Genomic DNA, 23298 nt, shown 5'->3' on the forward strand with positions numbered 1-23298 from the left:
TGCGCGAAGCTCCTTTCCTTGTTTACAGTCCCCGCAGCTTATACCAGAGCTTGCGGAGCAGTTTGCTCTTACGAATAAAGCCGACCCGCTTGAGGCGCCCGAAGAGCGAATTATCAACGATGACCGGCGGTGCATAGCTCTGCTCCGCAAGTTTCTCGTCCATGACCACATCCGCCGAGACGGCAGGGCGCGTATAGCTTCTGTCGTAAACCGCGGGCTCTGCCGGTTCCCGGCGCGCCGCCATGTCGCTGACCGCCGCATAGAACTGCTCAAAGCCGTACTCCAGATCCTTATCCGCCATGTAGCGCTTGCCCGCCTCGGACATTTGGGCCGCTTGTTCCGGGTGATCTAAAATCTCAATCAAAGCCTGGGCAATCGACTCCGGCGTGGTGTGCGCGAGGCGCACGCCCTCGTTCGGCATGTCGAAGAAGTTATTTTCCATGTAGAGATCCACGACCGGCAGACCGGCCGCCATCATCTCAAAGGGAATGCGCGAGGGGTTCGAAGAGCTGATGCAGAGTCCCACCTCGCACTTATTGTAAAGCGCATTGCACTTTTCAAGCGGGATGATGCCCAGGTTCTCGTGTTCAAACCAGACATTCCCCTTGATGTTCGAGCCGTAGAGATAGATTTTCACATCCGGGCGCAGGAACTTCACAATGCCGAGCGCCTCAATGCCGAGCACACTGCAGCGGCGCGGCTTATCGGGCTGATAGACAAAGCAGATGGCGTGTTCCTTCTTTGCTTCCGGCAGCGGACGGTAGATGCGCCGGTCGGCGCAGAAATCGAAATAGCGGGAAGGCGTGTGGTACTCTGTCTGCATCTTGTGCGAAAGCCAACGGCCTATGGTGACCGGTTTTAAGCCGTAGCCGTAGGAATTGCAGGCGAGAATGTAGCCGTCGCCCATGGGGTTAAAGAGCGCCTCAAAGTCCTGAATGAAGTAGGCTTTTACAGCCTTACTGTTGCAGTCCCGCACCACCTTGGCCGTAAACCAGGCAGTCGCGAAGATGATGTCGTACTCTCCCTGAATGTCGTAGCCCAGAATAAAGCGGCAGTCGTGCTTTCCGAAGAGGGTCTCTGCCTGGCGGCGGAGTTCCTCGGAATTCTTGACTTCTCCCTTATCTTCCACATAGACATCGCACTCATAACCCTTGCGAATCAAGTATTGCACGTTCTGGAGTATGGTTCTGTGTCCCCCGGAGCCCTCGATCAGCGACGGCAGTACCCACGCAGCTCTCATTTTTTCTCCCCGTACTTTCTCCGAAACTCAAGACGCGACATCCAATGCCGCTTGATCATTGCCTCATACTCCGCATTCTGCTGCTGCAGGGTAAGAATGATATTGCCCTGCTGCTGCACAATGCCGAGTCTCTCCTCCGCAATCTTGTGTGCCTCGTTTAAGCTGCGGTCGCGCTCGTCGATTAGCTTTGCCTGCGCCTCAATGGCCGCATCCTTTTCAGCGACCAATTTTTCGTCCGCCGCAATCCGCGCATCTCGCTCGTCTATCATCTTAGATTGATTTGCAATCGCCGCATCCTTCTCGGCGACCAGCTTCTCATCCGCCGCAATCCGCGCATCCCGCTCATCGATCATCTTGGTCTGGCTCGCAATGGTTGCATCGCGCTCCTCAATGAGCTTGGTCTGGCTTGCAATCGCTGCATCCTTCTCGGCGACCAATCTTTCATCCGCCGCAATCCGCGCATCCCGCTCATCAATCATCTTCGACTGCTGCTCAATCGCGCGGTAGCGTTCCTCGTAAAGGCCCTTCAACTCGTCAAAGCGCGCCTGCGTGTACTTGTACTTGGAGCGGTAGAAGTAGAGGTCCTTATAGTACTTGAAAAAGCCCGCTGCCTCGAGTCTGTCATACCAGTAGCGTCCCTTCGGGAAGAGGATGCCGAGGCCGCAGCTGTGCGTAAAGTCAAAGTAGCAGTCGTACTCCTTCTTGGTCTTTTCCCAGTGGTCGCAGGAGCCCTGGTCGATCGGGCTGTACACATCGTGGAAGAGGACGATGCCGTTCTCCTTTAGCTTGGGCAGCCAGGTCGTAAAGTCGTGCTCCACGTCCTCAAAGGTGTGTCCGCCGTCGATGTGCAGAATGTCGATTGAATTGTCCGCAAAGTTCGGGCGCGCATCGTCAAAGCACATCTGGAAGAGGTGCAGGTTTACCTCCGGATAATAGGTCGCGGCGGTCTTCTGCACGAGTGCATAGACTTCCTCGCCGGTAATTTCCGCGCCGATATCGCCGCTCCACATATCCACTGCATTGATTTCGGTATTCAGCTTAAAATCTCGCACGGCCTGACAGAAGCTAAAGAGCGAGCAGCCGTACTGACTGCCGAGTTCCACCAGACGCTCCGGCCGCACAAACTGCAATAAATCATAGGCAAAATCCCGATGCCCTTCCCAGTAGGCAAATTTAAGCTTCGGGTTTAACTGATCTGCGTCATATCGCGGGTCTGAGACGACCCAGTCGGTTTCATGGTTCATGCTCTATCCTCTCGATTTTGAATTCTTCAATCACGTGGTTGATGATGCCGTGCATGGGCTTTAAGGCGATTGCCTGCACGTGCAACACGCTGTGCACCCAACACTGCACGGTATGCACCATCTGGTCATAACCCTCGCCTATGCCGAGGGTCAGGAAATAATCGCCCTCCTTGACTTCAGGCCAATGGAAGGAAAGAGAAGCTTTTCTCACTTCACCCTGCTTTACACCCTCTATCATAATATTCTCGCCGAGGGTGCTCTGCGCAAAAATACTGTTTCCGTACTTATCCTTAAAAGTATAGCCGATTATGATATTGTCTGCATCTTTTTTCGCGTGCAGTAAAAGCTCGATCCGCACCGCATCGCCCGGCTTTACAACATCCACCGCCTCGCCGTTAATCAGCATGCGACAGCGATCGATTAAAATATCCTGCGCACCGCCTATGCTCTCCTTCGGCGCATCGACCCAGCCGATTTCCGCCTTTTCTTTTTCGCGGGCCGCGGCCTCCAAAGCGAGTGCTTCCGCCTCTGCCTCTGTGGCAGCGTTTAAGCGCGCATCCTCATCCTTCGCGGCAGCCTCCTCGCTCTGAAATACGCTCGTGTGGAGCAGCTTTAAATAATCCTCAATGACCTCGAGCGGCTTACCCTCGCGGATTATTTTTCCGCGATCGATTAAAATCACGCGATCCGCCATATTCGCGATGCTGTTCATGTCGTGGGTCACAAGGAGCTTGGTGACGCCCTTCATCTCCTCCTTCATGAAGGTATTGCACTTCTGCTGGAAGAAGATATCGCCGACCGAAAGCGCCTCATCGACAATCAGAATTTCCGGTTTGAAGCTAATCATGACCGCAAAGGCGAGACGGGCAAACATACCGCTCGAATAGGTCTTGACCGGCTGTCCCATGTACTCGCCGATGTCCGCGAAGTCCACGATTTCCTTGACTTTCTCCTGCATCTCCTCGTCGGAGAAGCCGCGCATGGAGCCGTTCAGGAAGATGTTCTCATAGCCCGTGTACTCCGGATTAAAACCGGTGCCGAGCTCGAGCAGAGCGGAAATTTCGCCATGTGTCTCTATGCTGCCCTCGCTCGGCGTGATGACACCGGTGATGAGCTTTAAGAGCGTCGACTTGCCCGCACCGTTCCGCCCGATGATACCCAGGGTCTCTCCCTTCTTCACCGTGAAGGAAACCTGATCCAAGGCTTTATAGAGCGTGTGATATTTTTTCTTGGTGAGCGAGAACAGTTCCTTGACCCTGTCCTGCGGTCTCTCGTAGAGGTTATAGAACTTGCTTACGCCTCTCACTTCAATGGCATTTTCGTTTTGATTCATCGCTTATCCTCAGAGCACGTCTGCAAAGTACGGTTTTAATTTCCGGAAGGTGTACATACCGAGCGCAAAAATCGCGCCTGTGACCGCCCAGAAGTAGAGCGTATAAAGGGGCTTGGTCCAGAAGGGGATGTGCGCATAGAGCGAATCCCGGTAGCCCTCAACCAGGTAATAAACCGGGTTCAGCTGAAAAATAAGACGCAGCTTGCCGCTCAGCACCTCCGGGCCCCATACAATCGGAATGGCCCAGAAACCGATCTGGATGAAGATGCCCACCAGCTGACTAGCATCCCGCATGTAGACCGTGACCGAAGAAGTAAAGAGCACCACGGCGAAGACCAGCATGAAGTTACAGAAAATATAATAGGCGAGTTGCAAATAGTACCAGTCCGCCGTAAAGCCCGAAAAGTTCAGGATGACGGTCACAATGCCGAGAAAGATGCCGTGAATGATCAGCGAGGTGCCTACCTTCACGAGCGGAATGAGCCCCACGTTGAAGTTCAGTTTTTTCACGAGATAGGAGTACTCGAGAAAGGCATTGGTGCCCGCGCCGAGCGCATCCGAAAAGAAAAACCAGGCCACAATACCGGATATCATCCAGATGATATAGGGGGTGCCGTCCGGGCGCTCGCCGTTCCGCAAGCCGACGGTAAAGACAAACCAGTAAATGAGTACCGTGATGAGCGGCTGCACAATGCCCCAGACCACGCCGAGGTAGGAGCCGCTGTACCGCGCCTTGAAGTCGTTCTTTATGAGCTTCCCGATCATCTTTTTATCTTTTTGAAAAAAAACGCGAAGTCTGTTCATTCACTCTCCCCAATTGCCCGATTCCAAAATGCCTGTATCTCTTCCGGCGAAAAGCAGCTGTCAAAGCGCTCTCTTGCCGCGCGCGCCATGGTTTTAAGCCGCGCGGGATTCGCCGCGAGTTCCGCAATGCGCGCCGCAAACGCGCCGCTATCCGCGGCAAAACAGCCGCTCACGCCGTCTTCTATCACGGTTTTATTATAGCCCACCGGAGAGAGAATCGGAACAACTCCGGCCGACATATATTGAATTGCCTTAAAGCCGCCCTTGCCGAGCGTGTAGGCGCTCTCCGCGAGCGGCATGAGTCCTATCTCCGCTTCGCGGAGGGCTGCTATGCCGCGCTCGCGGCTCCAGGGTACGTTTCGCAGTTTAAGCTGCTTGGTCTCCTCGGTAAGCGGTGCATTTGAGACCACCTGTAACTCCGGGCGCTTTCCTGTATCCCGCACAATCGTTTCGGCGGCTTGCTCCAGTGCCGGAATGAGTGCTTCGAGATACTTTAGGTTATCGCGGGTGCCGAGCCAGAGTAGTTTTAACGCTGCACCGTCACTTCCCTTGCTTGCAAGGAGACTCTCTGTCTCCTCGCGCCGAAAGGCGAGGTCCGTGGTAGGAAGCAGCTCTACCTTCTCTCGCGCGGTTTCGCTTACGGTTTCCCTAAGGTAATCGCCGGTCACGGTGATTTTGCGTGCCGCTTCTTCGAGCACTGCCTTCTCGGCCCGAGAGAGTTCGCCGTCCAGCGCAATATTATCGTCAAAGTCCCAGTAGAATTTCTTACCGCGGAGATAGCGTTTTAAAAGTCCCGCGAGAAGAGGCGGACAGGCACGCGGAAAAAAGCGCCGGTTTAAAATCACAACCTCCGACTTCCAAACAAGGGCATCCAGCGCCATTGCGCCGAGCGTCGTGCCGAAGGTGATGCCTCCCATGAAGAGCTTTAGCGCAAGCTTCATTGCCTTGCCGTAACGCCGCCCGTAAAAGAGGCGGTACACCCACCGCGGCGTCATATTGACCATACGACAGGGTTTATCCGCAAGGTATTGGTAAAGGCGGTAATAGGAAGAGCCGTCCTCCTCGCACTTCAGAAACACCAGAGCTTTATGCTCAGTCGTAGCGCGCATAAATTTCCCTCATTTTCTTTTCGTTTTCTTCGCGGGAAAACGCGCCGATCCGCAGTCTATTATACTGTCCGTAGGCCTCCCGTTTCTTACAATCCCGAAGCAAAATGCTTACGTTTTTCTCCCAGGCTTCCGCAGCGTGCGGCGGCAGTAATTCGCCGCCCTCACCGGGCAGTATTAAATCCCGGTTTCCGCGCACAGCGGAGGCAAGAACCGGCAGTCCTGCCGCCATCGCCTCCATGACCGCAACCGGCAGCCCCTCCTGCAACGAGGGGAATAGGAATAAATCCGCTATTCCGTAGAAGCGGAACACATCCGTGCGGTAGCCCGGAAATATCACCTGCGCTTCCACGCCGAGCGCCTTGGCTTTCGCCTTTAATTCATCCTGCAATTTTCCGTGTCCCAGGATGACCAGCGATAACGTTGTATCGTTAAGGCGCCGCAAGACTTCGAGGAGCAGCACCTGGTTTTTTCGCGGTATCATCTCCCCGGCTGTCAGCAGCACGCGCTGCGTCCGCAGAATGCCGAGTTCCTCCCGGAGCCCTGCGCTTTCCGCACTGCCGCGCTGTACGGCCTCTATGTCGATGCCGACGCCCGGCAGGAGATCTGTGTGGCGGGCAGAGAACTTTTTCTTGGCGCGCACATAGTCCTCGCGATTAATTAAGAGCAGGCTGTCCGTGTAGCGCGACAAAAATTTTTCGACCGGATAGTAGATGAGCCAGTTTTTCTTCGGCGCGCCGTCAAAAAAATGAAAGCCGTGCGCCGTATAAATCACGTTATGTAAACTCGCTCGTGCGGCCGCAATCCGCGCACAGGCGGCTCCCATAGGGGTGTGACAGTGGAGTAAGTGAACCCCCTCACGGCGAATGAGCGCCGTGAGTTCTCGCACGGCGCTCATATTCTTTCGGTTCCAGGGCTCCCGCGCAAACGCAATCTGGTGACAGCGTATGCCGGTGCCCTTTAACCTGTCGTTATTGTCCCCGTAGGAGGGCATGTCAAAATTGGAGGCGTAATGTACTTCGTAACCTCTTTCCTGCAGGAGGCGCACATTGTTCATCTCAAACTGCGGCACAAAACCGCTCACGGTTGTGACCAGCAGCGCCTTTTTGCTCCCGCTCATCTCTTTCCCTCCTCTTTTCGCAGTTCACGCTTCGCTCAGAGTTTGAGCTCGCCGCTCAAATCCTCCGTCTGTTGCACCGCTGTAAGCTGCCCCTCCGCAACGCCCTCGGTCTTCTCTTTCATGAAGAGGATTTTCGGCGTCATGAAAATGAGCTTTAAATCCAGAAAGATCGAATAGTTGCGAATATAAATCAAATCGAGCTTCAGCTTGTCATAGGGCGTCGTATTGTAGACGCCGTAAATCTGCGCGTAGCCGGTGAGTCCCGCCTTTAGCTTGAGACGGTAATCAAACTCCGGAATTTCCTTCTTGTACTCGGCCGCAATTTCCGGGCGCTCCGGCCGCGGGCCTACCATGCTCATCTCCCCTTTCAGGATATTGAGGACCTGCGGGAGCTCATCGAGTCTGGTTGCACGCAGTAGGTTGCCCACTCTCGTAATGCGGTTATCGCCCTGCGCGGCGAGCCGGGCAACGCCGTCTGCCTCCGCGTTGACCCGCATGGTGCGGAACTTCAAGATATCAAAAGTCTTTCCGCCCTTTGTCAGGCGACACTGCTTATAGAAGACCGGACCGCCGTCCTCAAGCTTAATCGCGACTGCGATAAAGAGGAAAAATGGCAGGCTGACGAGCAAGAGCGCACCCGCGCTCATTATGTCCAGCACGCGCTTACAGAAGAGCTGATCCACCTGCAGGCCGTCGTTCCTTGAGAGCAAGAGCACGGTGTCAAAGAGCTTTAGCTCATCCGAGCTCCTAACCAGCACATCGCTGATCTTCGGAATCATGTAGACGCGCTTATCCATGTCATAACAGCGCTTGAAGATCAGATTGCGATCATGGCTTCCGAGGTCGCCTATAATCACACCGCCGTACTTCGGCACTTCCTTCATGATGCGCTCTACGCCCTCGCTGATATGGATGGCCGCGGTGAGCACGTATTTATCGTCCCGCGAGTTCATCTTCTCAAGCACGTGCGCAACCGAGCGCTTCCCGTAGATTAAAAGGAGCTGCCGCGGCGGAAAGAGCAGGTTATAGGTCCACTGGAAGAGGGTGGCCCAGAAGAAGACCAGCACCATATCCACTGCGGTCAGAATGGCAAAGGGCAGCGGCACGTACCAGTGGCGTTCCACCAGTGCGAGCAAGAGGTAGCCGAATACATTGGTCGCGAGTATCGCAAGGAACTGCGAGTAGATGATGTTGTTCTTCCGGAAGAAGCCTATCTTCAAGCCGCCGTAGAGGTTGTGAAAGACAAACAGCATGATTGCGTAGAGACCGGTCATAAACCAGTTGCCGCGGCGCCAGAAGGGCATCGTGATGATGCGGTTATAGTAGTGCGTCCAAAGGACGTAGTAGAGCCCGATTTCCACGGCGAGGATAACTGCCGCCGCCGCGAATTTAATCAGGCGTTTATAGCGTTCCATCTGTTCCATACATCACTCCGCCGCTCGTCCGAGTGCAATGAGGCCCCAGAATACCGGTGCCGCAACCGGGACATTGATGTTGACAAACGCCTGGCAGGCATAGCAGACAATGGCAACACCGATTGCATAGAGATAGGCGCTGTTCGCGCGCGGCAGGCTGCCGTCCCGCTTTTCATTCAGCGCTCTCGCCTTTTGAAAGGCTGCCTTCACGCTGAACACGAGGATGCTAAGGTGCGCAAGCAGACCGAAGGGGCCAACGGTAAAGAGATACTGAATGTACTCGTTGTGGGCCGAATCATAGTACTGCCCCGCAATGTAGTTCATCTCGTTCCAGCGGTGCGTGACCATGTAACTCACAAAGGTATCGGGCCCGCTGCCGAAGATGCGGTTTAAAATCGGGAGATGCAGGTACTCGTCGATACCTGCGCGCCACACGTAGCCGCGGAAAGTCCCCCACTCGTCGCGGAATTTTAAATAGTCCGCGAGACCGCCGAACTTCTCTTTGACCGTCTCATAGGGCAGGCTGTTCGCATAGGCGAAGACTGCGATGAACGCGAGCAGCGAAAGGCAGAGCACGGCGATATAGCCGCGAATCCAGCGTTTTGCGTGTGCGCTCTCCGTGATTTCTTTGTTCCGCTCCCGGTAGAGAAGGGCAAGCGAAACAATGCAGAGCACCGCGCCGAGATAAGGAAGCGGGCGTATGCCGCCGAGCACGCGAAACAGACCGTAGAGCGGAAGCACCTTGCCCGCCATGGATACGCTGACACCCGCAATGTAGCAGATTGCGAGGATGAGGGTCGAGAGCAGCAGGAAGTAGCGCGCTCTTCCCTTTCTGCTTCGGAAGGCAGCGAACGGCAGTGCGCCGAAGAGGCCCGCAAGGCTTAAATAGGCGTTGTCCGAAGCGCCGGTAATCAGCGCAAGGGTCGATACCAAATAGACCAGGTAGTAAAAGCCGATGCGCCCTGTCTTCTCCTCACTCAGCGCAAAGAGGGTGCCCGAAACCGCGACCACCAACGCCACATAGACCGTGTAGGTGTTGATGTTGCCGAAGGTTGACATAAACATACCGTACTGTTCCGGCAGCATCTCCGCCCGGAAGTTCAGGAGATCCAGATTGTAGAAATCGCTGTAGCCGAGGAGGCAGACCGCGAGACCCACCGCGAGAAAGATCGTCAGGTACTTTTTCGAATATTCAAGATTTCGCGACACCAGAAAATACACCAGCGTGATTAACACAATGTAAAGAAAGCCCACATAGCGCCCATCAATGCCGGTCAGTGCCTGGTACATGAACTTCCCGGAGAGCAGGGTCGCAAGCAACGAAAAGCCGAAAAAGGCAAGTACCGCCCAATCGGCACGGTTCATATCGCTCCGATCTCCGAAAGGCTTAAACTGCCGTCCGCCGTCCAAGTACACCACGCCCATGCAGAGCAAGAGGAGCAGGGACACCGTGACAAAGGTGACCAGCTTGGTTTCCAGCATATTAAAATAGCGATCCGTAAAAATCAGCGGGAAGAGTCCGAATATGAGCATGAGCCATGCACCCGCAAGCCATGCGGGGCGCGTGTCGCTCTGCATCTTCCGCGCACTTGTGTTTGCAACCGCGTTCTCCTGCTTCTTCGGCGCCTCGGCGCTTCCTGTTATCTTCTTTTTCTTAGCCATGTTCCCCCTTATGCGCTCAGAGTAAGGGCGTAAAGCCCCGCTCCTCCTGCTGTCCGCGGCGTTTTTCCGCAAGCTGCGCCGCTTCTGCCGCCTTGACCGCCTCTTCCGCAAAGACCTCCTGCGAGTTGAACGCAAGCTTTCCGCGGCGGTCTTCCTTCTCGTAGCTGCCGTCCGGGCAATAGATGCTCGCCTTTACATTGTCCCGGAGCTCGATATCGAGATAATGCTGCACTTCCGCGCGTATTTCGCTGTCCACAATCGGGAATACAATCTCGACGCGGTTGTCCAGATTTCTTGTCATCCAGTCGGCGGAGCCGAGGTAGAGGCTCTCTTCGCCGTCCGCATGGAAGCGGAAAATGCGCGCGTGCTCTAAGAAGTTGCCGACAATGGAGCGCACACGAATGTTCTCCGAAACGCCCGGGATGCCGACCCGAAGGCAGCAGATGCCGCGGATGATAAGGTCTATCTGAACGCCGTCCATGCTCGCGCGGTACAGTTCCCGTATCATGCCGGGATCCGAGAGCGAATTCATCTTCGCCATGATGAAGGCGGGCTTACCGGCGCGCGCCGCCGCACGCACCTTTTCGATTTCGCGAACAAACTTATCGCGCATCCAGAGCGGTGCCACAACGAGGCGGTTCCAGAAGAGCGGCTCGGAATAACCCGAGAGCATGTTAAAGACTGCGGTCGCATCCTCGCCGAATTCACGCCTGCAGGTCAGCAGTCCCAAATCCGTATAGAGCTTTGCGGTCGAGTCGTTATAGTTACCCGTGCCGAGATGCACGTAGCGGCGTATGCCGTCCTCCTCGGAGCGCACCACAAGCGTAATCTTCGAGTGGGTCTTTAAGCCGAGCAGGCCGTAAATCACGTGGCAGCCCGCTTTCTCAAGCATCTTTGCCCAGACAATGTTGTTTTCCTCGTCAAAGCGCGCCTTTAGCTCGACCAGCACCGTGACCTGCTTGCCGTTATCCGCCGCCTTGGCGAGCGCCTGAACAATGGGCGAGTTGCCGCTCACGCGGTACAGGGTCTGCTTGATGGCGAGCACATCAGGATCCTTTGCCGCTTCCTGAATGAAGTTCACGACCGGGTCAAAGGACTGATAGGGGTGACTTAGGAGAATATCGCCCTCGCGGATGTTCGCGAATATGCTCTTCTCGTTCACAAGCGCCGGAACCGGCTGCGGCACGTGTTTCGGAAGCTTTAAGCGCTCAAAGCCGCTCACGCCGTAGAGCTTCATGAGTACGGTTAAGTCGAGCGGACCGTTGATCAGGAAGAGATCGTCCGGCTCGATTTCCAGTTCGCTCTGCAGAATCTGTAAGAGCTCTTCGTCCATGCCCTCTTCGACTTCCAGACGAATGGCCTCGCCCCACTGGCGGCGCTTTAACTTTTTCTGGATTTCAACCAGAAGGTCTGCCGCCTCCTCTTCATCCAGCTCAAACTCCGCGTTTCGCATGATGCGGAAGGGATGTGCCGCGAGGATGTCGTAGTTTAAGAAGAGGGAGCTGATGTTCCGCTCAATGATTTCCTCGAGCAGAATAAAGCTCTTCTCCTCCGCGGGCCGCCCAGTGACCTCGGGCGGAAGTTCCACGAGGCGCGGCAGCACCGAGGGCACCTGCACAATCGCAAAGTCCGGGCGCAGGCCGCCCTTTTTCTTCTTCTCTTCGATGCGGATAAGCGGCTTTGCATGCTCCTTTTTCCGTATCAGCGCCGCGATATTCAAAGTCTTATTCCGAATAAGCGGGAAGGGCCGCGAGGAATCCACCGCCATCGGTGTGAGCACCGGGTAAATGGTGTCCTTAAAATAGCGGTCCACAAAGTTTTGCTCTTTTTCCGAGAGTTCCTCGTGGCTCGAAATGAGGTGTAATCCCTCCTTTTCGAGCGAGGGAATCACGCTGCGCTTTAAGCTGCGGTACTGGAGGGAGACCATCTCGTGGGTCTCCTCGGAGATCTTCTTTAACTGTTCCGCCGCCGTTAAGCCCGCAATGTCGCGCCGCGTAAAGTCCGCGAGCACCTGCTCCTTTAGAGAGGCCACGCGCACCATGAAGAATTCATCCAGATTCGAACTCACGATGCTAAGGAACTTGAGGCGCTCAAAGAGCGGAATGTTCTTATCGCGCGCCTCGTTTAAAACACGCAGGTTAAACTGAAGCCAGGAGAGTTCGCGGCACACGTAGTAGGCCGGATTGGCAAGGTCCGGAGACGCTGCCGCACTGTTTCCGCGGTTCCGCTCCGCACGCTTCTCCCGGTTCTTTTCCTGTTTCTTGGTCTTCTTCTCGTTGTCTTTTTTCATACGACGCCGCTCCCAAGGCTTCTTCTCTGCCGAAACTCCGGACGAATGCCGAATACATTGCTGAACGAGGGGGTACACTGAAGGAAGCTGAGGCGCTCCAAGGTCATGTCACCGCCGTAGGCCGTTGTGAAGAGAAGGGTTCCGTCTTCCTTGAGCCGCACGCGGAATTCGCCCGCTTTCTGCTTGGCCGAACGGTCCAGCGCACTCGCAAGCCGTATCATCGCAGCAAACTTAGCCGCCTTAAGCGGCACCTCTCTGCGCTCGAAGACCTCTTCTTCGTTCCGTAAAATCTGTACAATCAGCGCGTGCTCCGCCTTCGAGAGCCCCACAATCTCGGTCGCGCGGATGATATCCGCACTCGAACCGCTCGCATTTCCCATGTTGAGATAGCGGCCGCAGTGGTGCAGGGTCGCGCCGATTTCGAGGAGAATGCGGTCCCGCGCCGTAAAGCCCTGCGCTTTTTTGAGCGCATCGAAAATCTGAAGCGCGATCTTCACGGTGCAGGCGCGGTGCACCGTGCCCTCGCCGTAGCGCGCCGCAATTTCCTGTACGGCGGCCAGGATGTCCGCATCAAAATCGTGTCCGCGGTGCATGAGGGAATTCGCGACCGCATACTCCGCGGCGAGGCCGTCAATGAGCCGGGTTCCCGGGAACCAGACCATTTCCGCACCGACGGTTTCCGCCATGCGCTGATAGAGTACCGCCGCCGGGAGCAACACCCCCGTTGCCGCGGGGTTAATGTCCAGGGTCTCCTCGAGCTCCGCATCGGTGCGTTCCACCACATAGCGGTACAGTTCTTCCACCCGCTGTTTGTCCGCGAAATCCTCGGCCTCCGGGTCCCTGTTCCGCGCCCGCATGATTTTGTCGTAGAGCACGCGAATCGGATCGCCGATTGCAATCATATTTTTGACCTTGCGCCCCAAAAGGTGCAGGTTTTCGTAAATCTCCAACTCGTGCGCAACGGTCTCCTGCAAAATGCACTCTCTGTCATCCCGCGCGGAATTGAGCTGCTGCAGGGTGTCGCGAAGCCTGAGCGCGCCGAGACGCAGGTTCTGGGTGCTGCGCATCTTTCCCGCCTCATAGAGGCTCACCTGCATGGAGCCGAAGCCCACTTCGACGACCGCCGCGCCCTCCTGTACCAGGGTCTCAAAGCGTTCGCCGCAGGCCGCCAGTGCCTTTAAGACCAGCATGCGCTGCTCCGCGTTCGAAAGTATCTGCACGTCGAGACCGGTGCGGGTCTTAATCTGATCCAGCACAATGGCGCTGTTGGTGGCCTCTCGGAGCGCGGAGGTCGCAATCGCACGGTAGTCCGTGCAGCGATACTCCGCAATGACGCGCGTAAAATCCTTTAAGACCGCAATCAGCTCCTGTACGAGCGGAAAGCTGATTTCGCCGTCCCGGTAGCTGTCGGAGCCGAGCGCAATCACGTGGCGGAGGTTGTCCACCAAGCGTATACCGCCCCCGGCGCCGAGTTCGTAAATCCCGAGTTCGATTTCAAATGAACCCACATCGATTGAAGCAAAGCGTTTTAACGCCATAGTTCCTCCTAGAAGCAACCCAGAATGCGAAGGTTCGTGCTGAGGCGCTCCACTTCCCGAAGCGCCCGCTGTACGGCCACATCTTCGAGACTGCCGGCGCAATCCAAGAAGAAGCGGTAGGCCCAGCTGATTTCCGGCACGGGGCGCGCCGCGAGGCGGAGCAGGTTAATGCCCTCCCCGTAAAGAGCGCCGAGCACATGATAGAGCGCGCCGGCCTCATGCTTGGTCTCCATCATGAGACTCACGGTCTTTGCGCCTTCCAAATACAGTTTTTCCTTCCCGATGACCAAGAAGCGGGTCGTATTCTCCGCGCGGTAATTGAGCGCCGGAATCAACACCTTGAGGCCGTAAATCTGTCCCGCGTACGCGGAGGCAATGGCTGCTGTATCCCGCTTTCCCATGGCCTGCACAAGCTGGGCCGCTACCGCGGTGTTTGAGACCGCGACGGCCTCGATCTCCGGGTGTTCCTCGAAAAACTGCGCGCATTGCTTTAGCCCCTGCGGATGCGAGTAAACGGTCCTGATCTCCGAGAGTTCCGTGCCCGCCGCGGCGAGGAGCGCGTGTTTCACCGGCAAGAGATACTCCCCGACCACAGAGACCTCGCGCTTTGCGAGCGCATCGTAACTGTCCGCCACGCTGCCCGCCGTCGAATTTTCAATCGGGATTACGGCATAGTCGCCCGTGCCCTCATCGACCGCGCGTACCGCCGCGTCAAAGCTCTTGACATGCGAAAAGCTCGCCTCCTCATAGTCCCGAAAGATCTGTACGGCGGCGAGGTTGCTGTAAGCGCCCTCCAGGCCCTGGTATACAATGCGTGCCGCGTGCGGAAGCCGCTTCTCGCGTCGGTGCCCGAATGTTTCCCCGCTCATGCGCGCCGCTGCTCCTCTTCCCGAAGCATGGCCCGAATGCGCTCTGCGGTGTAGACACCGGTCTTTTTCTTCATCTCCGGCGGCAGCTCGGATGCGCGGAAGGGCTTTCCGAACGCAATCGTGACATCGCTCGGGTGCACGGCCGGAAAGTGGTTCTCAAGCACATCATCCGCGCCGTAGATCGCAACCGGAACAATGTAGGCGTTCGCGCGCTCCGCAATCTTGAAACTGCCCTCGTGGAAGGGGCGCATTGCGGTCCGGTCCGGATCTTTCGTGCGGCTGCCCTCCGGGAATACCCAAATCGAAGTGCCGTTTTTCACGAGTTCCGTGCAGGTCTTAATGGTCTCCATGCCCTTACGGATGTCTTTCCGATCCAGGAACTGGCAGTTCAGAAGCTGCATCCAGCGGCGAAGCGAGGGCACGCGGTACAGGCCGTCCTTTGCGAGGAAACCCGTCTGCACCGGGAGTATCGGATAGGAGCAGATGATATCAAAATAGCTTCTGTGGTTGCCGATGAACAGAACACCTTCGTCCCGGGGTATATTCTCCAGTCCCAGCACCGTCAGTTTATGATTGCCCAGCGCGGTTTTCGTGATGACACCGAGTATCCAGCCCCCGTAGCGCTGTCCCAGTTCCGCGGCGCGCTTCGGGTCTATCATTTTATAAATCCAGAGTACCAGCAGCACCGGAAGTCCCAGCACCAAAAACAGAAAAATTTCAAGAAGGCAAACGCCTGTCCGTATCATACCGTAACTCCTTCCCTCAATGGGTAATCTTGTGTTCATTTTACCACATTGTGCGTGAATTGACGATACGGAGCCCCCCGGCACAAAAAAAGAAGCGGCAGCCAAGCTGCCGCTTCTTTTTTTGTGCCGCTGCGGTGCGAATCACAGCGCTCAGGCCTTGACTTCCGCCTTTAAGCCGCCCTCTTTTTCGTCGAAGTCCATGCGAATCACAGAGCCCTTGCGAAGACCGCTGTCGCTGCTCAAAATGAGCTTTGCAGCCTGCGTCTCGACATGCTTCTGCAGGAAACGCTTTAGAGGTCTCGCACCGAAAGCGGGGTCGTAACCCTCGTCCGCGATGTACTGCTTTGCCGCCGGCGTGAGCTCAATGGAGAGCTCCTGATCCGCGAGGCGACGGTTGGTCTCCTCGAGCAGAAGGTCCACGATGCCGCCGATGTTCTGCCGGGTCAGCGGCTTGAACATGATGATTTCATCCAGTCGATTCAGGAACTCGGGGCGGAAGTGCGCCCGAACTTCCGCATCGACCGCAGCCGCCGCTTCGGGCTTAACTTCGCCCTGCTCGTCGATGCCGTCCAGGAGATACTGAGAGCCCAGGTTGCTCGTCATGATGATAATGGTGTTCTTAAAGTCCACGGTCTTTCCGAGCGAGTCGGTGATACGGCCGTCGTCCAGCACCTGAAGGAGCACGTTAAACACATCCGGATGTGCCTTCTCGACCTCGTCAAAGAGCACCACGGAATAGGGCTTTCTTCTGACTGCCTCGGTCAGCTGACCGCCCTCGTCGTAGCCCACATAGCCCGGAGGCGCTCCGATTAAGCGCGACACGGAGAACTTCTCCATGTACTCCGACATGTCGAGCCGCACCATGGCGCTCTCATCGTCAAAGAGCGCCGCCGCGAGGCTCTTCGCGAGCTCGGTCTTACCGACACCGGTCGGTCCGAGGAAGAGGAAGGAGCCGATGGGCTTCGAGGGATCCTTGATGCCCGCCTTGCTTCTCTGAATGGCCTCCGCGACCTTCTGCACGGCCTCATCCTGACCCACGACCCGCTGATGCAGGGTGTCGTCCAGGTGGAGAGTCTTATTCTTCTCCGACTCGGTGAGCTTAGTCACCGGGATATTGGTCCAGCGGGAGATGATCTTTGCAATCTCGTTCTCCGTGACTGCCTCATGCACAAGCGTAAATTCCTGCCCCTGCACCTTGGCCTCCTCCTCTTCGAGCTGCTTTTTAAGCTCCGGGAGCTTGCCGTACTGGAGCTCGGCCGCCTTATTGAGGTCATAGCTCTGCTGTGCGCTCTGAATCTCGCGGTTCGTGTCCTCGATCTGCTGACGGATTTCCGCGAGTCTCGAGACACTCGCCTTCTCGTTCTCCCACTTTGCCTTCGCCTCGGCAAAGGCTTCCTTCTTCTCCGCAAGCTCCTTCTCGATGGCCGCAAGTCTCTCCTTCGAGAGATTGTCGGTCTCCTTCCTGAGTGCCGTCGCCTCGATTTCAAGCTGCATGCGGCGGCGGTTCATCTCATCCAGCTCCGCCGGAAGGGAGTCGAGCTCGGTCTTAATCATTGCGCAGGCTTCATCGACCAGGTCGATTGCCTTGTCGGGCAGGAAGCGGTCGGTGATATAGCGGTCCGAAAGCACGGCCGCGCTGACCAGTGCGCCGTCCTGAATTTTCACGTGGTGGTAGTTCTCGTAGCGCTCCTTTAAACCGCGGAGGATTGAAATCGTATCTTCCACGGTCGGCTGGTCCACGAGGATAGGCTGAAAACGCCGCTCAAGCGCCGGGTCCTTCTCGATGTACTTCCGGTACTCGTCGAGGGTCGTCGCGCCGATGCAGTGCAGCTCGCCGCGTGCCAGCATGGGCTTTAACATATTGCCGGCGTCCATGCTGCCCTCGGAAGCGCCCGCGCCCACAATGGTGTGGAGCTCATCGATGAAGAGGATCACCTCGCCCTCGCTCTTCTTGACTTCCTCGAGCACGGCCTTCAATCTCTCCTCAAACTCGCCGCGGTACTTGGCACCCGCGACCAGAGAGCCCATGTCGAGCGCAAAGAGACGCTTGTCCTTGAGTCCCTCGGGCACGTCGCCGCGCACAATGCGCTGTGCAAGCCCCTCGACGACCGCCGTCTTACCGACGCCGGGTTCACCGATCAAAACCGGGTTATTCTTGGTCTTACGGCTCAGGATGCGAACCGCGTTCCGAATCTCCTCGTCGCGGCCGATGACGGGATCGAGTTTCTGATCCCGCGCGCGCTCCACAAGGTCGTAACCGTACTTATTCAGTGTGTCGTAGGTTGCCTCGGGGTTATCCGAGGTGACACGCTGGTTGCCGCGCACCGTGGAGAGCGCCTGCAAGAACTTCTCGCGGCTTATGCCGTACGCCCGGAAGAGTTCCTTGATGGCGCGGTTCGGATGCGCGAGCATACTGAGGAAGAGATGCTCCACGGAGACATAGTCGTCTCCCATGGCCTTTGCCTCATCTTCCGCACCGTTTAAGGCGCGGTTTAAATCCGCACTCACATATTCCTGTCCGCCGCTCACCTTCGGGAGTTTCTGAATGAGACCCTCTGCCTCATTGACAAATGCTTCCTTCTGTATCCCCATCTTTGCGACGAGGCTTGCAATCAGGGAGTCCGAAATGTTAAGCAGCGCAACGAGGAGATGCTCCTCATCGATCTGCTGGTTGCCGTTCTGTACCGCCAGCTTCTCCGCCGCAGCAATCGCTTCCTGAGACTTTTGTGTAAACTTGCTGATCTTCATGCACTTCACCTCGCTTTGCAAGATTGCTATACTTGATATATAACACTCTTAATATGCTCCCAGTATATCAGCCGTTATTAGCACTGTCAATAGATGAGTGCTAATTTTTTCACTTTCTTTCACCTTCTTTTAAAGCCTTGTTTCGCCCGGCAGTGTGCAGCTCCACCGAGAGCGCTCCCTCGTTTGCCGTGCTGTGAACCTGTCCGGCATGGCGGTGAAGCCGCTCCATGGCCTCGGCGTGCGGATGTCCGTAGGAATTCCCCCGGCCGCAGGAAATGAGCGCGCACTCCGGCGAGAGAAGTTCTAAGAAATCCTCGCTGCTCGCGCTGCGGGAACCGTGGTGCCCGACTTTCAGCAAATAAATCTCGGAAAGAGCCGCCCGTTCCGTCTCATGTCCGGGCGCGTTGAGTTCCGAAAGCAGCTTCTCTTCGCTCTCCGTTCCGGCGTCTCCGGTGAAAAGACAGCGTTTCCCGTTCGCATGAAAGAGGAGAATCAGGGACTGCTCGTTGACTTCCTCCGGCAGCGCTTCCCGCGACGGCCAGAGACAGTGAAAATTCCCGTAGACATCGCCCGCGCCCATAAAACAGAGTTCTGTCTCCGGATTCTCTCTGAGCGCAGCCATCAATTTCGCATAATGCGCATCGGTCTCCGCCGCCGGATTCAAAATGACGCGCTTCACCAATATCCCCGAGCCCTTGCTTGCAAGGTAGCTTAGTCCGTTCGTGTGATCCAGATCCGCATGGGTCAGAAAGGCCGCATCCACCGTGCCGAGCGCACGGCTCTCGAGAAAGGGCTCCAGGATACGCTTCCCGCAGTCGGGCCGCGAGGTACTGCCGCCGTCTATCGTAATGCAGCGGCTGCCCTGCTCGATGACGATGGCGTCTCCCTGTCCGATGTCGAGTAGCCAGATGCGTGGTACCCGACTTCGAAGCGGCAAAAGACTCAGCGCCGCGGCAAACGCGGCACCGAGTGTCAGCGCCCGTCGAAACTGTTTTTCGCTAACCTTCCCGCGCCTCGGAACCTTGTCGAGTAGGAGGCCGAAGCAGAGGCAGAGAAAGAGGCTGTAGAGAAGGAGCTGCCAAAGTCGCGGCCGCCCGATGAGCAGGCGGTGAAAGGGGAGGCACTCCGCAAGCGCACAGAGCGCGTTCTGAAGCGCGAGTCCGCATTCCAGAAAAAGGGCCGGCAGCGCGGCAAGCGGCGGAACAAGACTTGCCGCAGCGAGCGTCAACAGCCCGAGGAAAAGCATGAAGCCTGTCATCGGAATCAGCGCTAAATTGAGAAGTATGCCGTAGGGCGGAAGGGAAAAGAACCAGTAGGCTATGACGGGAAGGGTTACCAAAAAGACCGTGAGACTCTGAAGAAGGGCTGCGAGAAGCTTTCGTTTGGCGGCATAGCGCCGAACGAGCGCTTGTCCCGGACCGCCGATCGCAAAAACCGCGAGAAAGGAAAGTTGAAAGCCGCACTGAAAGAGTTGTAAGGGCGAGCGCAGCAATAAGAGGAAGAGAGCCAACGAGGCCGCGCTCCGAAGGTCATAGCTCCTGCCGAGGCATAGCGCCAGAAAGCCGAGCCCCAGCATGAGACCGCTCCGAAGGACACCCGTATCCGCTCCGGTGAGCAGGGCGTAAAACCCAAGGAAGAAAGCCGCCGACAGGGCGCTTGCCCAAAGTCCCGCCCCCATGCGGCGCAGCAGGCGGTAGAGCGCAAGCCCGAGGAAGCCCGTATGGAGGCCGCTGATCGCAAGCAGGTGTGCGAGACCGTTTCTTCGGTAGCGGGCGTAAAAGTCCTCGCTTAAGCCCTGTTTGTCGCCGAGTAAAAGGGCGCCGAGATACGCGGACACCTCTGCGGGACAGTTCTGTTGCAAACGTTCCGCCGCCCTTATTCGCAGCTCTCTCAGCCCTTCGCCGAGCGGATCCGCTCTGCCCTCCGCCCGGTACGTTCGCACCTGCATGCGGTGGGTCACGCCGCGCGCCCGGCAGTACGAACGGTAATCGAACTCACCCGGGTTCGTGGGGGCTTTGATTTCCTGCAGGGTACCGCTCGCAACTATGGTTTGACCGACTGCAAGCGGCACGCCGCCCTCCTCGGCGATGCTCAGATAGAGCCCGCCGCTCCGCACGCGAACGCCCCCGCCGCGCGCTTCGATCGCATCGATGCGCCCGCGGTATTCGGCAAAAGCCCCCGCAAGCCGCTCAAGTTTTTGCTCCTCTCTTCCGGGCAGCACGGCGACATGCAAACAAAGTGCGCCGAGAAGCGCGCCCGTAAGCATGGTTAAGATTACGCGCCGCTGTCCCGCCCGCCGCTTCCAAAGGAAGAAAAGCAGGGGACAGCAGAGCACAACGAGAAAGAATCCGCGGAAACCGGCAAGCCGAAACAGCTCTCCAAGCACAAACCCGACCGCAAGTACTTCCAACGGACGTTTCATATTCGATTTTCTCCAAATAACACAGTTGTACCGATGACACAGATGTTACGACCGAAACTTGCGCTTCCCTTCGCTGCGCGAGGCTCTCTTTTGCAAGCAAAGCGCCTCTCAGTTCTCAGCGCTGCTCTCTTCGCTCTCCGACAGGGACGCCGCAGTCTTCCCGACATAATCCAAGTTCTGTTCAAACAGGGCATCGAGCGAAACGGTATCCCGGAAGAGCACGGTCTGCGATCCCTCGACCGAAATACGCACGCGCTGCACGGTTTTGAGGCCCGTGAGCGTGTCCACAAGGGCGTAGATACTCACATCGGGGCTCACCCCGCTCACCGGATTCAAAAACTCCTTGCTGAAATTCAGATAACAGATGTTTTCGTTCACCGAGACCGAGAGTATCTTGGTCTCCGGCGGAAGGACAGCGCGCCCGCCGTTTCTGGGCCCCGCAATCAGTTGTTCCACGGCGACCTGCTCAAGCAGGGTGTCCGCGCGATAGGTCACATTCCGCATCTCCTCCGAAAACTTCTTCCCGTCATCGCTCGCAAAGTAGAGCGTTAAATCCACCGTCTCATAGCTGTTCACATCCGAGACGCTGTTGATGAAGTCGTTTGCGCTGAAGGGGCCTAGCAGGCTCCCGTCCGCTCCCGCAAGCGGTTTCCCGCCGCTGTATATGCCGACATGGTCCACGCCCGGAATCTGCGCGAGGGTCTCGGTCAGGGCTGCCGAGCAAAGCGTCTTCCGATCTATCTTTAATTCGCGATAGCCGTCGTCAAAGTACAGGTAGAGCACTTGATCGTCAAAGCTGAAGGACTCGTAGCGCGTTCGGTCTCCGGTCGGCGTAATCAAATCTTCCTCGCTCGGCACATGCAAAAGCTGCTGCATGAGCTCTGCGACCAGTCGGTTCTTGTCCGTGGTCTGGGTCTCATAGATGAGCGGTGTCAGTTTGGTCGCGGTCTTATCGAGATAGTAGATCGCATAGCGCCCCGCCGAAGGATCCGCTGTCTTCGTCTCCGCGCGACAAGCACCGAAAAAGAGAACACAGAGGGCAAACAGGAGCATGCGACGCAGCTTATTTTGCACGTTTCTCTCCCCCTTTCTTCTCCTTCCGGTTTTTCTCTTCTTTCCGGTTTTCTTCTTTCCGGTTCTTTTCTTTCTGAGAGGCCGCCTGCGCCGGCGTACTGCTCTCGATATACTTGAGCGGAATGCGCACCTGGAAGGTAGTCCCCTTCCCCTCTTCGCTGCTCAGGCGTATCATGCCCTGGTGCAACAGTATAATTTCCTTGGTGATGGCAAGTCCGAGGCCCGTGCCGCCGGTCTCGCGGGAGCGCGCCTTGTCCACGCGGTGAAAGCGCTCAAAGACCAGTTCCTGCTGATCCTCCGGGATGCCGATGCCGTTGTCCTCAACGCGAATGTAGCAGAACTGGTGGTCCGCATCCAGCGAGACTTGCACATAGCCGTCCTTCTGCTTGCCGTTGTACTTAATGCCGTTTTCGACTAAGTTCATAATGGCGAGCGAGAACTTCACCTCATCCACATCCGCCGAGACTTCCCGCACCGTGTGCAGGGTGAGCTCTATCTGATTCACCTTGGCGAGCGGGCGGAGGCGCTTCAAAATCTGCTCGAGCATCTCGTGCATATTGGTCTCTTTCCGGCTCAGGACTGTCGCGGCGCGATCCATACGGACCAGACTGAGAAGATCGTCAATGATCTTTGCCTCTCGGTCAATCTCCTTCGAGATGTCGCTCATAAACTCTTTATAGAGTTCCAGCGGTGCATCTCCCATGCCGATCAGCGAATCCGCGAGCACACGCATCGAAGTAATCGGCGTCTTCAGCTCGTGCGAGACATTCGAGACAAATTCTTCGCGCGACTCATTCAAGGTGCGAAGCTTTCTCAGCGTTGTATTCACATCCTCGCTGATCTGCGAGGTCACAAGATAGCTGTGCTGCTCGACCGTCTGGTTTAGGTCTCCGGCAGACACCTTGCGAAGCGCCGTGCGGAGTTCCGCAAACGGACGCATGATCATCGAGGTGAGCAGGATACTGAGTAGCGCGAGCAGGACCGCCACAACGACCATGAAAATGCGGAGGGTCTCTTTTGCGCTCTGCAATTCCGAGCGCTGCGGCTCCGTCGAAGACATAAAGAGCAATACGCCTTCTACCTGTCTGTCGTCCGCCTTGGCATCGAGGTTATTGTAAATCGGCGTGGTCTGTATCATATAGTACTTGTCCGCATTGTAGCTTGTGCCGTTTTCGCCGCGAAAACCGCGCACCACCTCGGGCGCCACATGGTAACGCCCCTCCGTGAGGTGAAAACTGTCCGCAATGATGCGGTAGTTCTGGTCGACCACGATAACACGGCCGCGGAGATTTTGGGCAATGGCCTCGATTTCCGTATTGAGATTGCTGTCTTTCTTGTCCCGACTCCTCAAATACCCCGTGCGCGTCAACTTGGTCGCAAGTATGCCGCTCCTCTCCTGCATCTCTGCCTTGTGGGCATCCAGTATGCTCTGCCGAAAGCTGTTCGTTGCCACGAGGTTTGCAAACAAGAGCGGCAAAATCCCAAAGAGCAGAAAGAGGACGACGAGCATGTTTTTGAGCCGCAACGGCGGCATTTTTTTCATAAACGGCGGACGGGGCGGCATCTCGGCTTCTCCTTTCTCCGGCGCTCTGCGCAGCGGAGGACATCTTTCTTTCATTGTACACAGCTTCCGGAAAAAAGGAAAGCTGCACAGGGAGCGGCGACAAAAAGCGCTTTTTGTAGTATA

General features: G+C 56.6%; 16 protein-coding genes. All 16 read right to left on the reverse strand.

All coding sequences use genetic code 11. From position 1 onward, the window contains the following. Positions 1-22: 22 nt before the first annotated feature. The 16 genes from QU660_RS08120 to QU660_RS08195 all read right to left on the reverse strand — a co-directional run bounded on the left by QU660_RS08120 (position 23) and on the right by QU660_RS08195 (position 23154). Positions 23-1240 (reverse strand): rhamnosyltransferase WsaF family glycosyltransferase, encoded by a 1218-nt coding sequence (locus QU660_RS08120; RefSeq protein ID WP_304946020.1) that lies wholly within the window; start codon positions 1238-1240, stop codon positions 23-25. After that, entirely contained in the window at positions 1237-2484 is a 1248-nt protein-coding gene (locus QU660_RS08125; protein WP_304946021.1) for a class I SAM-dependent methyltransferase, read from the reverse strand. Before QU660_RS08125 ends, QU660_RS08120 begins: the two co-directional genes overlap by 4 nt. Continuing rightward, positions 2474-3817, reverse strand: a complete 1344-nt coding sequence (locus QU660_RS08130; RefSeq protein ID WP_304946022.1) for an ABC transporter ATP-binding protein — start codon at positions 3815-3817, stop codon at positions 2474-2476. The genes QU660_RS08125 and QU660_RS08130 overlap by 11 nt, the downstream gene beginning before the upstream one ends. Positions 3818-3826: 9 nt before the next feature. Next, on the reverse strand, positions 3827-4621 hold the full coding sequence (locus QU660_RS08135; protein ID WP_304946023.1) for an ABC transporter permease: 795 nt from the start codon (positions 4619-4621) through the stop codon (positions 3827-3829). Further along, positions 4618-5730, reverse strand: coding sequence for a glycosyltransferase (locus QU660_RS08140; protein ID WP_304946024.1), 1113 nt, complete (start codon positions 5728-5730; stop codon positions 4618-4620). The genes QU660_RS08135 and QU660_RS08140 overlap by 4 nt, the downstream gene beginning before the upstream one ends. Continuing rightward, positions 5714-6847, reverse strand: coding sequence for a glycosyltransferase (locus QU660_RS08145; RefSeq protein WP_304946025.1), 1134 nt, complete (start codon positions 6845-6847; stop codon positions 5714-5716). Before QU660_RS08145 ends, QU660_RS08140 begins: the two co-directional genes overlap by 17 nt. Before the next feature lie 35 nt (positions 6848-6882). Beyond that, positions 6883-8271, reverse strand: a complete 1389-nt coding sequence (locus tag QU660_RS08150; protein ID WP_304946026.1) for an exopolysaccharide biosynthesis polyprenyl glycosylphosphotransferase — start codon at positions 8269-8271, stop codon at positions 6883-6885. A gap of 3 nt (positions 8272-8274) precedes the next feature. Beyond that, positions 8275-9924: an O-antigen ligase family protein gene (locus QU660_RS08155; RefSeq protein WP_304946027.1), complete on the reverse strand. Its 1650-nt coding sequence runs from the start codon at positions 9922-9924 to the stop codon at positions 8275-8277. A 16-nt stretch (positions 9925-9940) separates the two neighbouring features. Next, the gene (locus QU660_RS08160; protein ID WP_304946028.1) at positions 9941-12214 is read right to left on the reverse strand and encodes an RNA degradosome polyphosphate kinase; all 2274 of its coding nucleotides are present in this window, start codon (positions 12212-12214) and stop codon (positions 9941-9943) included. Next, on the reverse strand, positions 12211-13752 hold the full coding sequence (locus QU660_RS08165; RefSeq protein ID WP_304946029.1) for a Ppx/GppA phosphatase family protein: 1542 nt from the start codon (positions 13750-13752) through the stop codon (positions 12211-12213). The genes QU660_RS08160 and QU660_RS08165 overlap by 4 nt, the downstream gene beginning before the upstream one ends. 8 nt (positions 13753-13760) lie before the next feature. Next, the gene (locus tag QU660_RS08170) at positions 13761-14621 is read right to left on the reverse strand and encodes a prephenate dehydratase (protein ID WP_304946030.1); all 861 of its coding nucleotides are present in this window, start codon (positions 14619-14621) and stop codon (positions 13761-13763) included. After that, positions 14618-15367, reverse strand: coding sequence for a lysophospholipid acyltransferase family protein (locus QU660_RS08175; protein ID WP_304946031.1), 750 nt, complete (start codon positions 15365-15367; stop codon positions 14618-14620). Before QU660_RS08175 ends, QU660_RS08170 begins: the two co-directional genes overlap by 4 nt. 150 nt (positions 15368-15517) lie before the next feature. Then, complete coding sequence (clpB, locus tag QU660_RS08180) at positions 15518-18115, reverse strand: ATP-dependent chaperone ClpB (RefSeq protein WP_304946032.1); 2598 nt, start codon at positions 18113-18115, stop codon at positions 15518-15520. Positions 18116-18224: 109 nt separating this feature from the next. Further along, on the reverse strand, positions 18225-20537 hold the full coding sequence (locus tag QU660_RS08185) for a DNA internalization-related competence protein ComEC/Rec2 (protein WP_304946033.1): 2313 nt from the start codon (positions 20535-20537) through the stop codon (positions 18225-18227). 108 nt (positions 20538-20645) lie between these two features. Then, the gene (locus QU660_RS08190) at positions 20646-21611 is read right to left on the reverse strand and encodes a GerMN domain-containing protein (RefSeq protein ID WP_304946034.1); all 966 of its coding nucleotides are present in this window, start codon (positions 21609-21611) and stop codon (positions 20646-20648) included. Then, entirely contained in the window at positions 21601-23154 is a 1554-nt protein-coding gene (locus tag QU660_RS08195) for a sensor histidine kinase (RefSeq protein ID WP_304946035.1), read from the reverse strand. Before QU660_RS08195 ends, QU660_RS08190 begins: the two co-directional genes overlap by 11 nt. Positions 23155-23298 lie beyond the last annotated feature (144 nt).

This window comes from Stomatobaculum sp. F0698 (assembly GCF_030644385.1).
Taxonomy (GTDB): Bacteria; Bacillota; Clostridia; order Lachnospirales; family Lachnospiraceae; genus Moryella.

Excerpts from the sequence above, each read along its gene's own strand:
- QU660_RS08120 (WP_304946020.1), bottom strand. The coding sequence starts at position 1,240 with ATGAGAGCTGCGTGGGTACTGCCGTCGCTGATCGAGGGCTCCGGGGGA.
- QU660_RS08125 (WP_304946021.1), bottom strand. The coding sequence starts at position 2,484 with ATGAACCATGAAACCGACTGGGTCGTCTCAGACCCGCGATATGACGCA.
- QU660_RS08130 (WP_304946022.1), bottom strand. The coding sequence starts at position 3,817 with ATGAATCAAAACGAAAATGCCATTGAAGTGAGAGGCGTAAGCAAGTTC.
- QU660_RS08135 (WP_304946023.1), bottom strand. The coding sequence starts at position 4,621 with ATGAACAGACTTCGCGTTTTTTTTCAAAAAGATAAAAAGATGATCGGG.
- QU660_RS08140 (WP_304946024.1), bottom strand. The coding sequence starts at position 5,730 with ATGCGCGCTACGACTGAGCATAAAGCTCTGGTGTTTCTGAAGTGCGAG.
- QU660_RS08145 (WP_304946025.1), bottom strand. The coding sequence starts at position 6,847 with ATGAGCGGGAGCAAAAAGGCGCTGCTGGTCACAACCGTGAGCGGTTTT.
- QU660_RS08150 (WP_304946026.1), bottom strand. The coding sequence starts at position 8,271 with ATGGAACAGATGGAACGCTATAAACGCCTGATTAAATTCGCGGCGGCG.
- QU660_RS08155 (WP_304946027.1), bottom strand. The coding sequence starts at position 9,924 with ATGGCTAAGAAAAAGAAGATAACAGGAAGCGCCGAGGCGCCGAAGAAG.
- QU660_RS08160 (WP_304946028.1), bottom strand. The coding sequence starts at position 12,214 with ATGAAAAAAGACAACGAGAAGAAGACCAAGAAACAGGAAAAGAACCGG.
- QU660_RS08165 (WP_304946029.1), bottom strand. The coding sequence starts at position 13,752 with ATGGCGTTAAAACGCTTTGCTTCAATCGATGTGGGTTCATTTGAAATC.
- QU660_RS08170 (WP_304946030.1), bottom strand. The coding sequence starts at position 14,621 with ATGAGCGGGGAAACATTCGGGCACCGACGCGAGAAGCGGCTTCCGCAC.
- QU660_RS08175 (WP_304946031.1), bottom strand. The coding sequence starts at position 15,367 with ATGATACGGACAGGCGTTTGCCTTCTTGAAATTTTTCTGTTTTTGGTG.
- clpB (WP_304946032.1), bottom strand. The coding sequence starts at position 18,115 with ATGAAGATCAGCAAGTTTACACAAAAGTCTCAGGAAGCGATTGCTGCG.
- QU660_RS08185 (WP_304946033.1), bottom strand. The coding sequence starts at position 20,537 with ATGAAACGTCCGTTGGAAGTACTTGCGGTCGGGTTTGTGCTTGGAGAG.
- QU660_RS08195 (WP_304946035.1), bottom strand. The coding sequence starts at position 23,154 with ATGAAAAAAATGCCGCCGTTGCGGCTCAAAAACATGCTCGTCGTCCTC.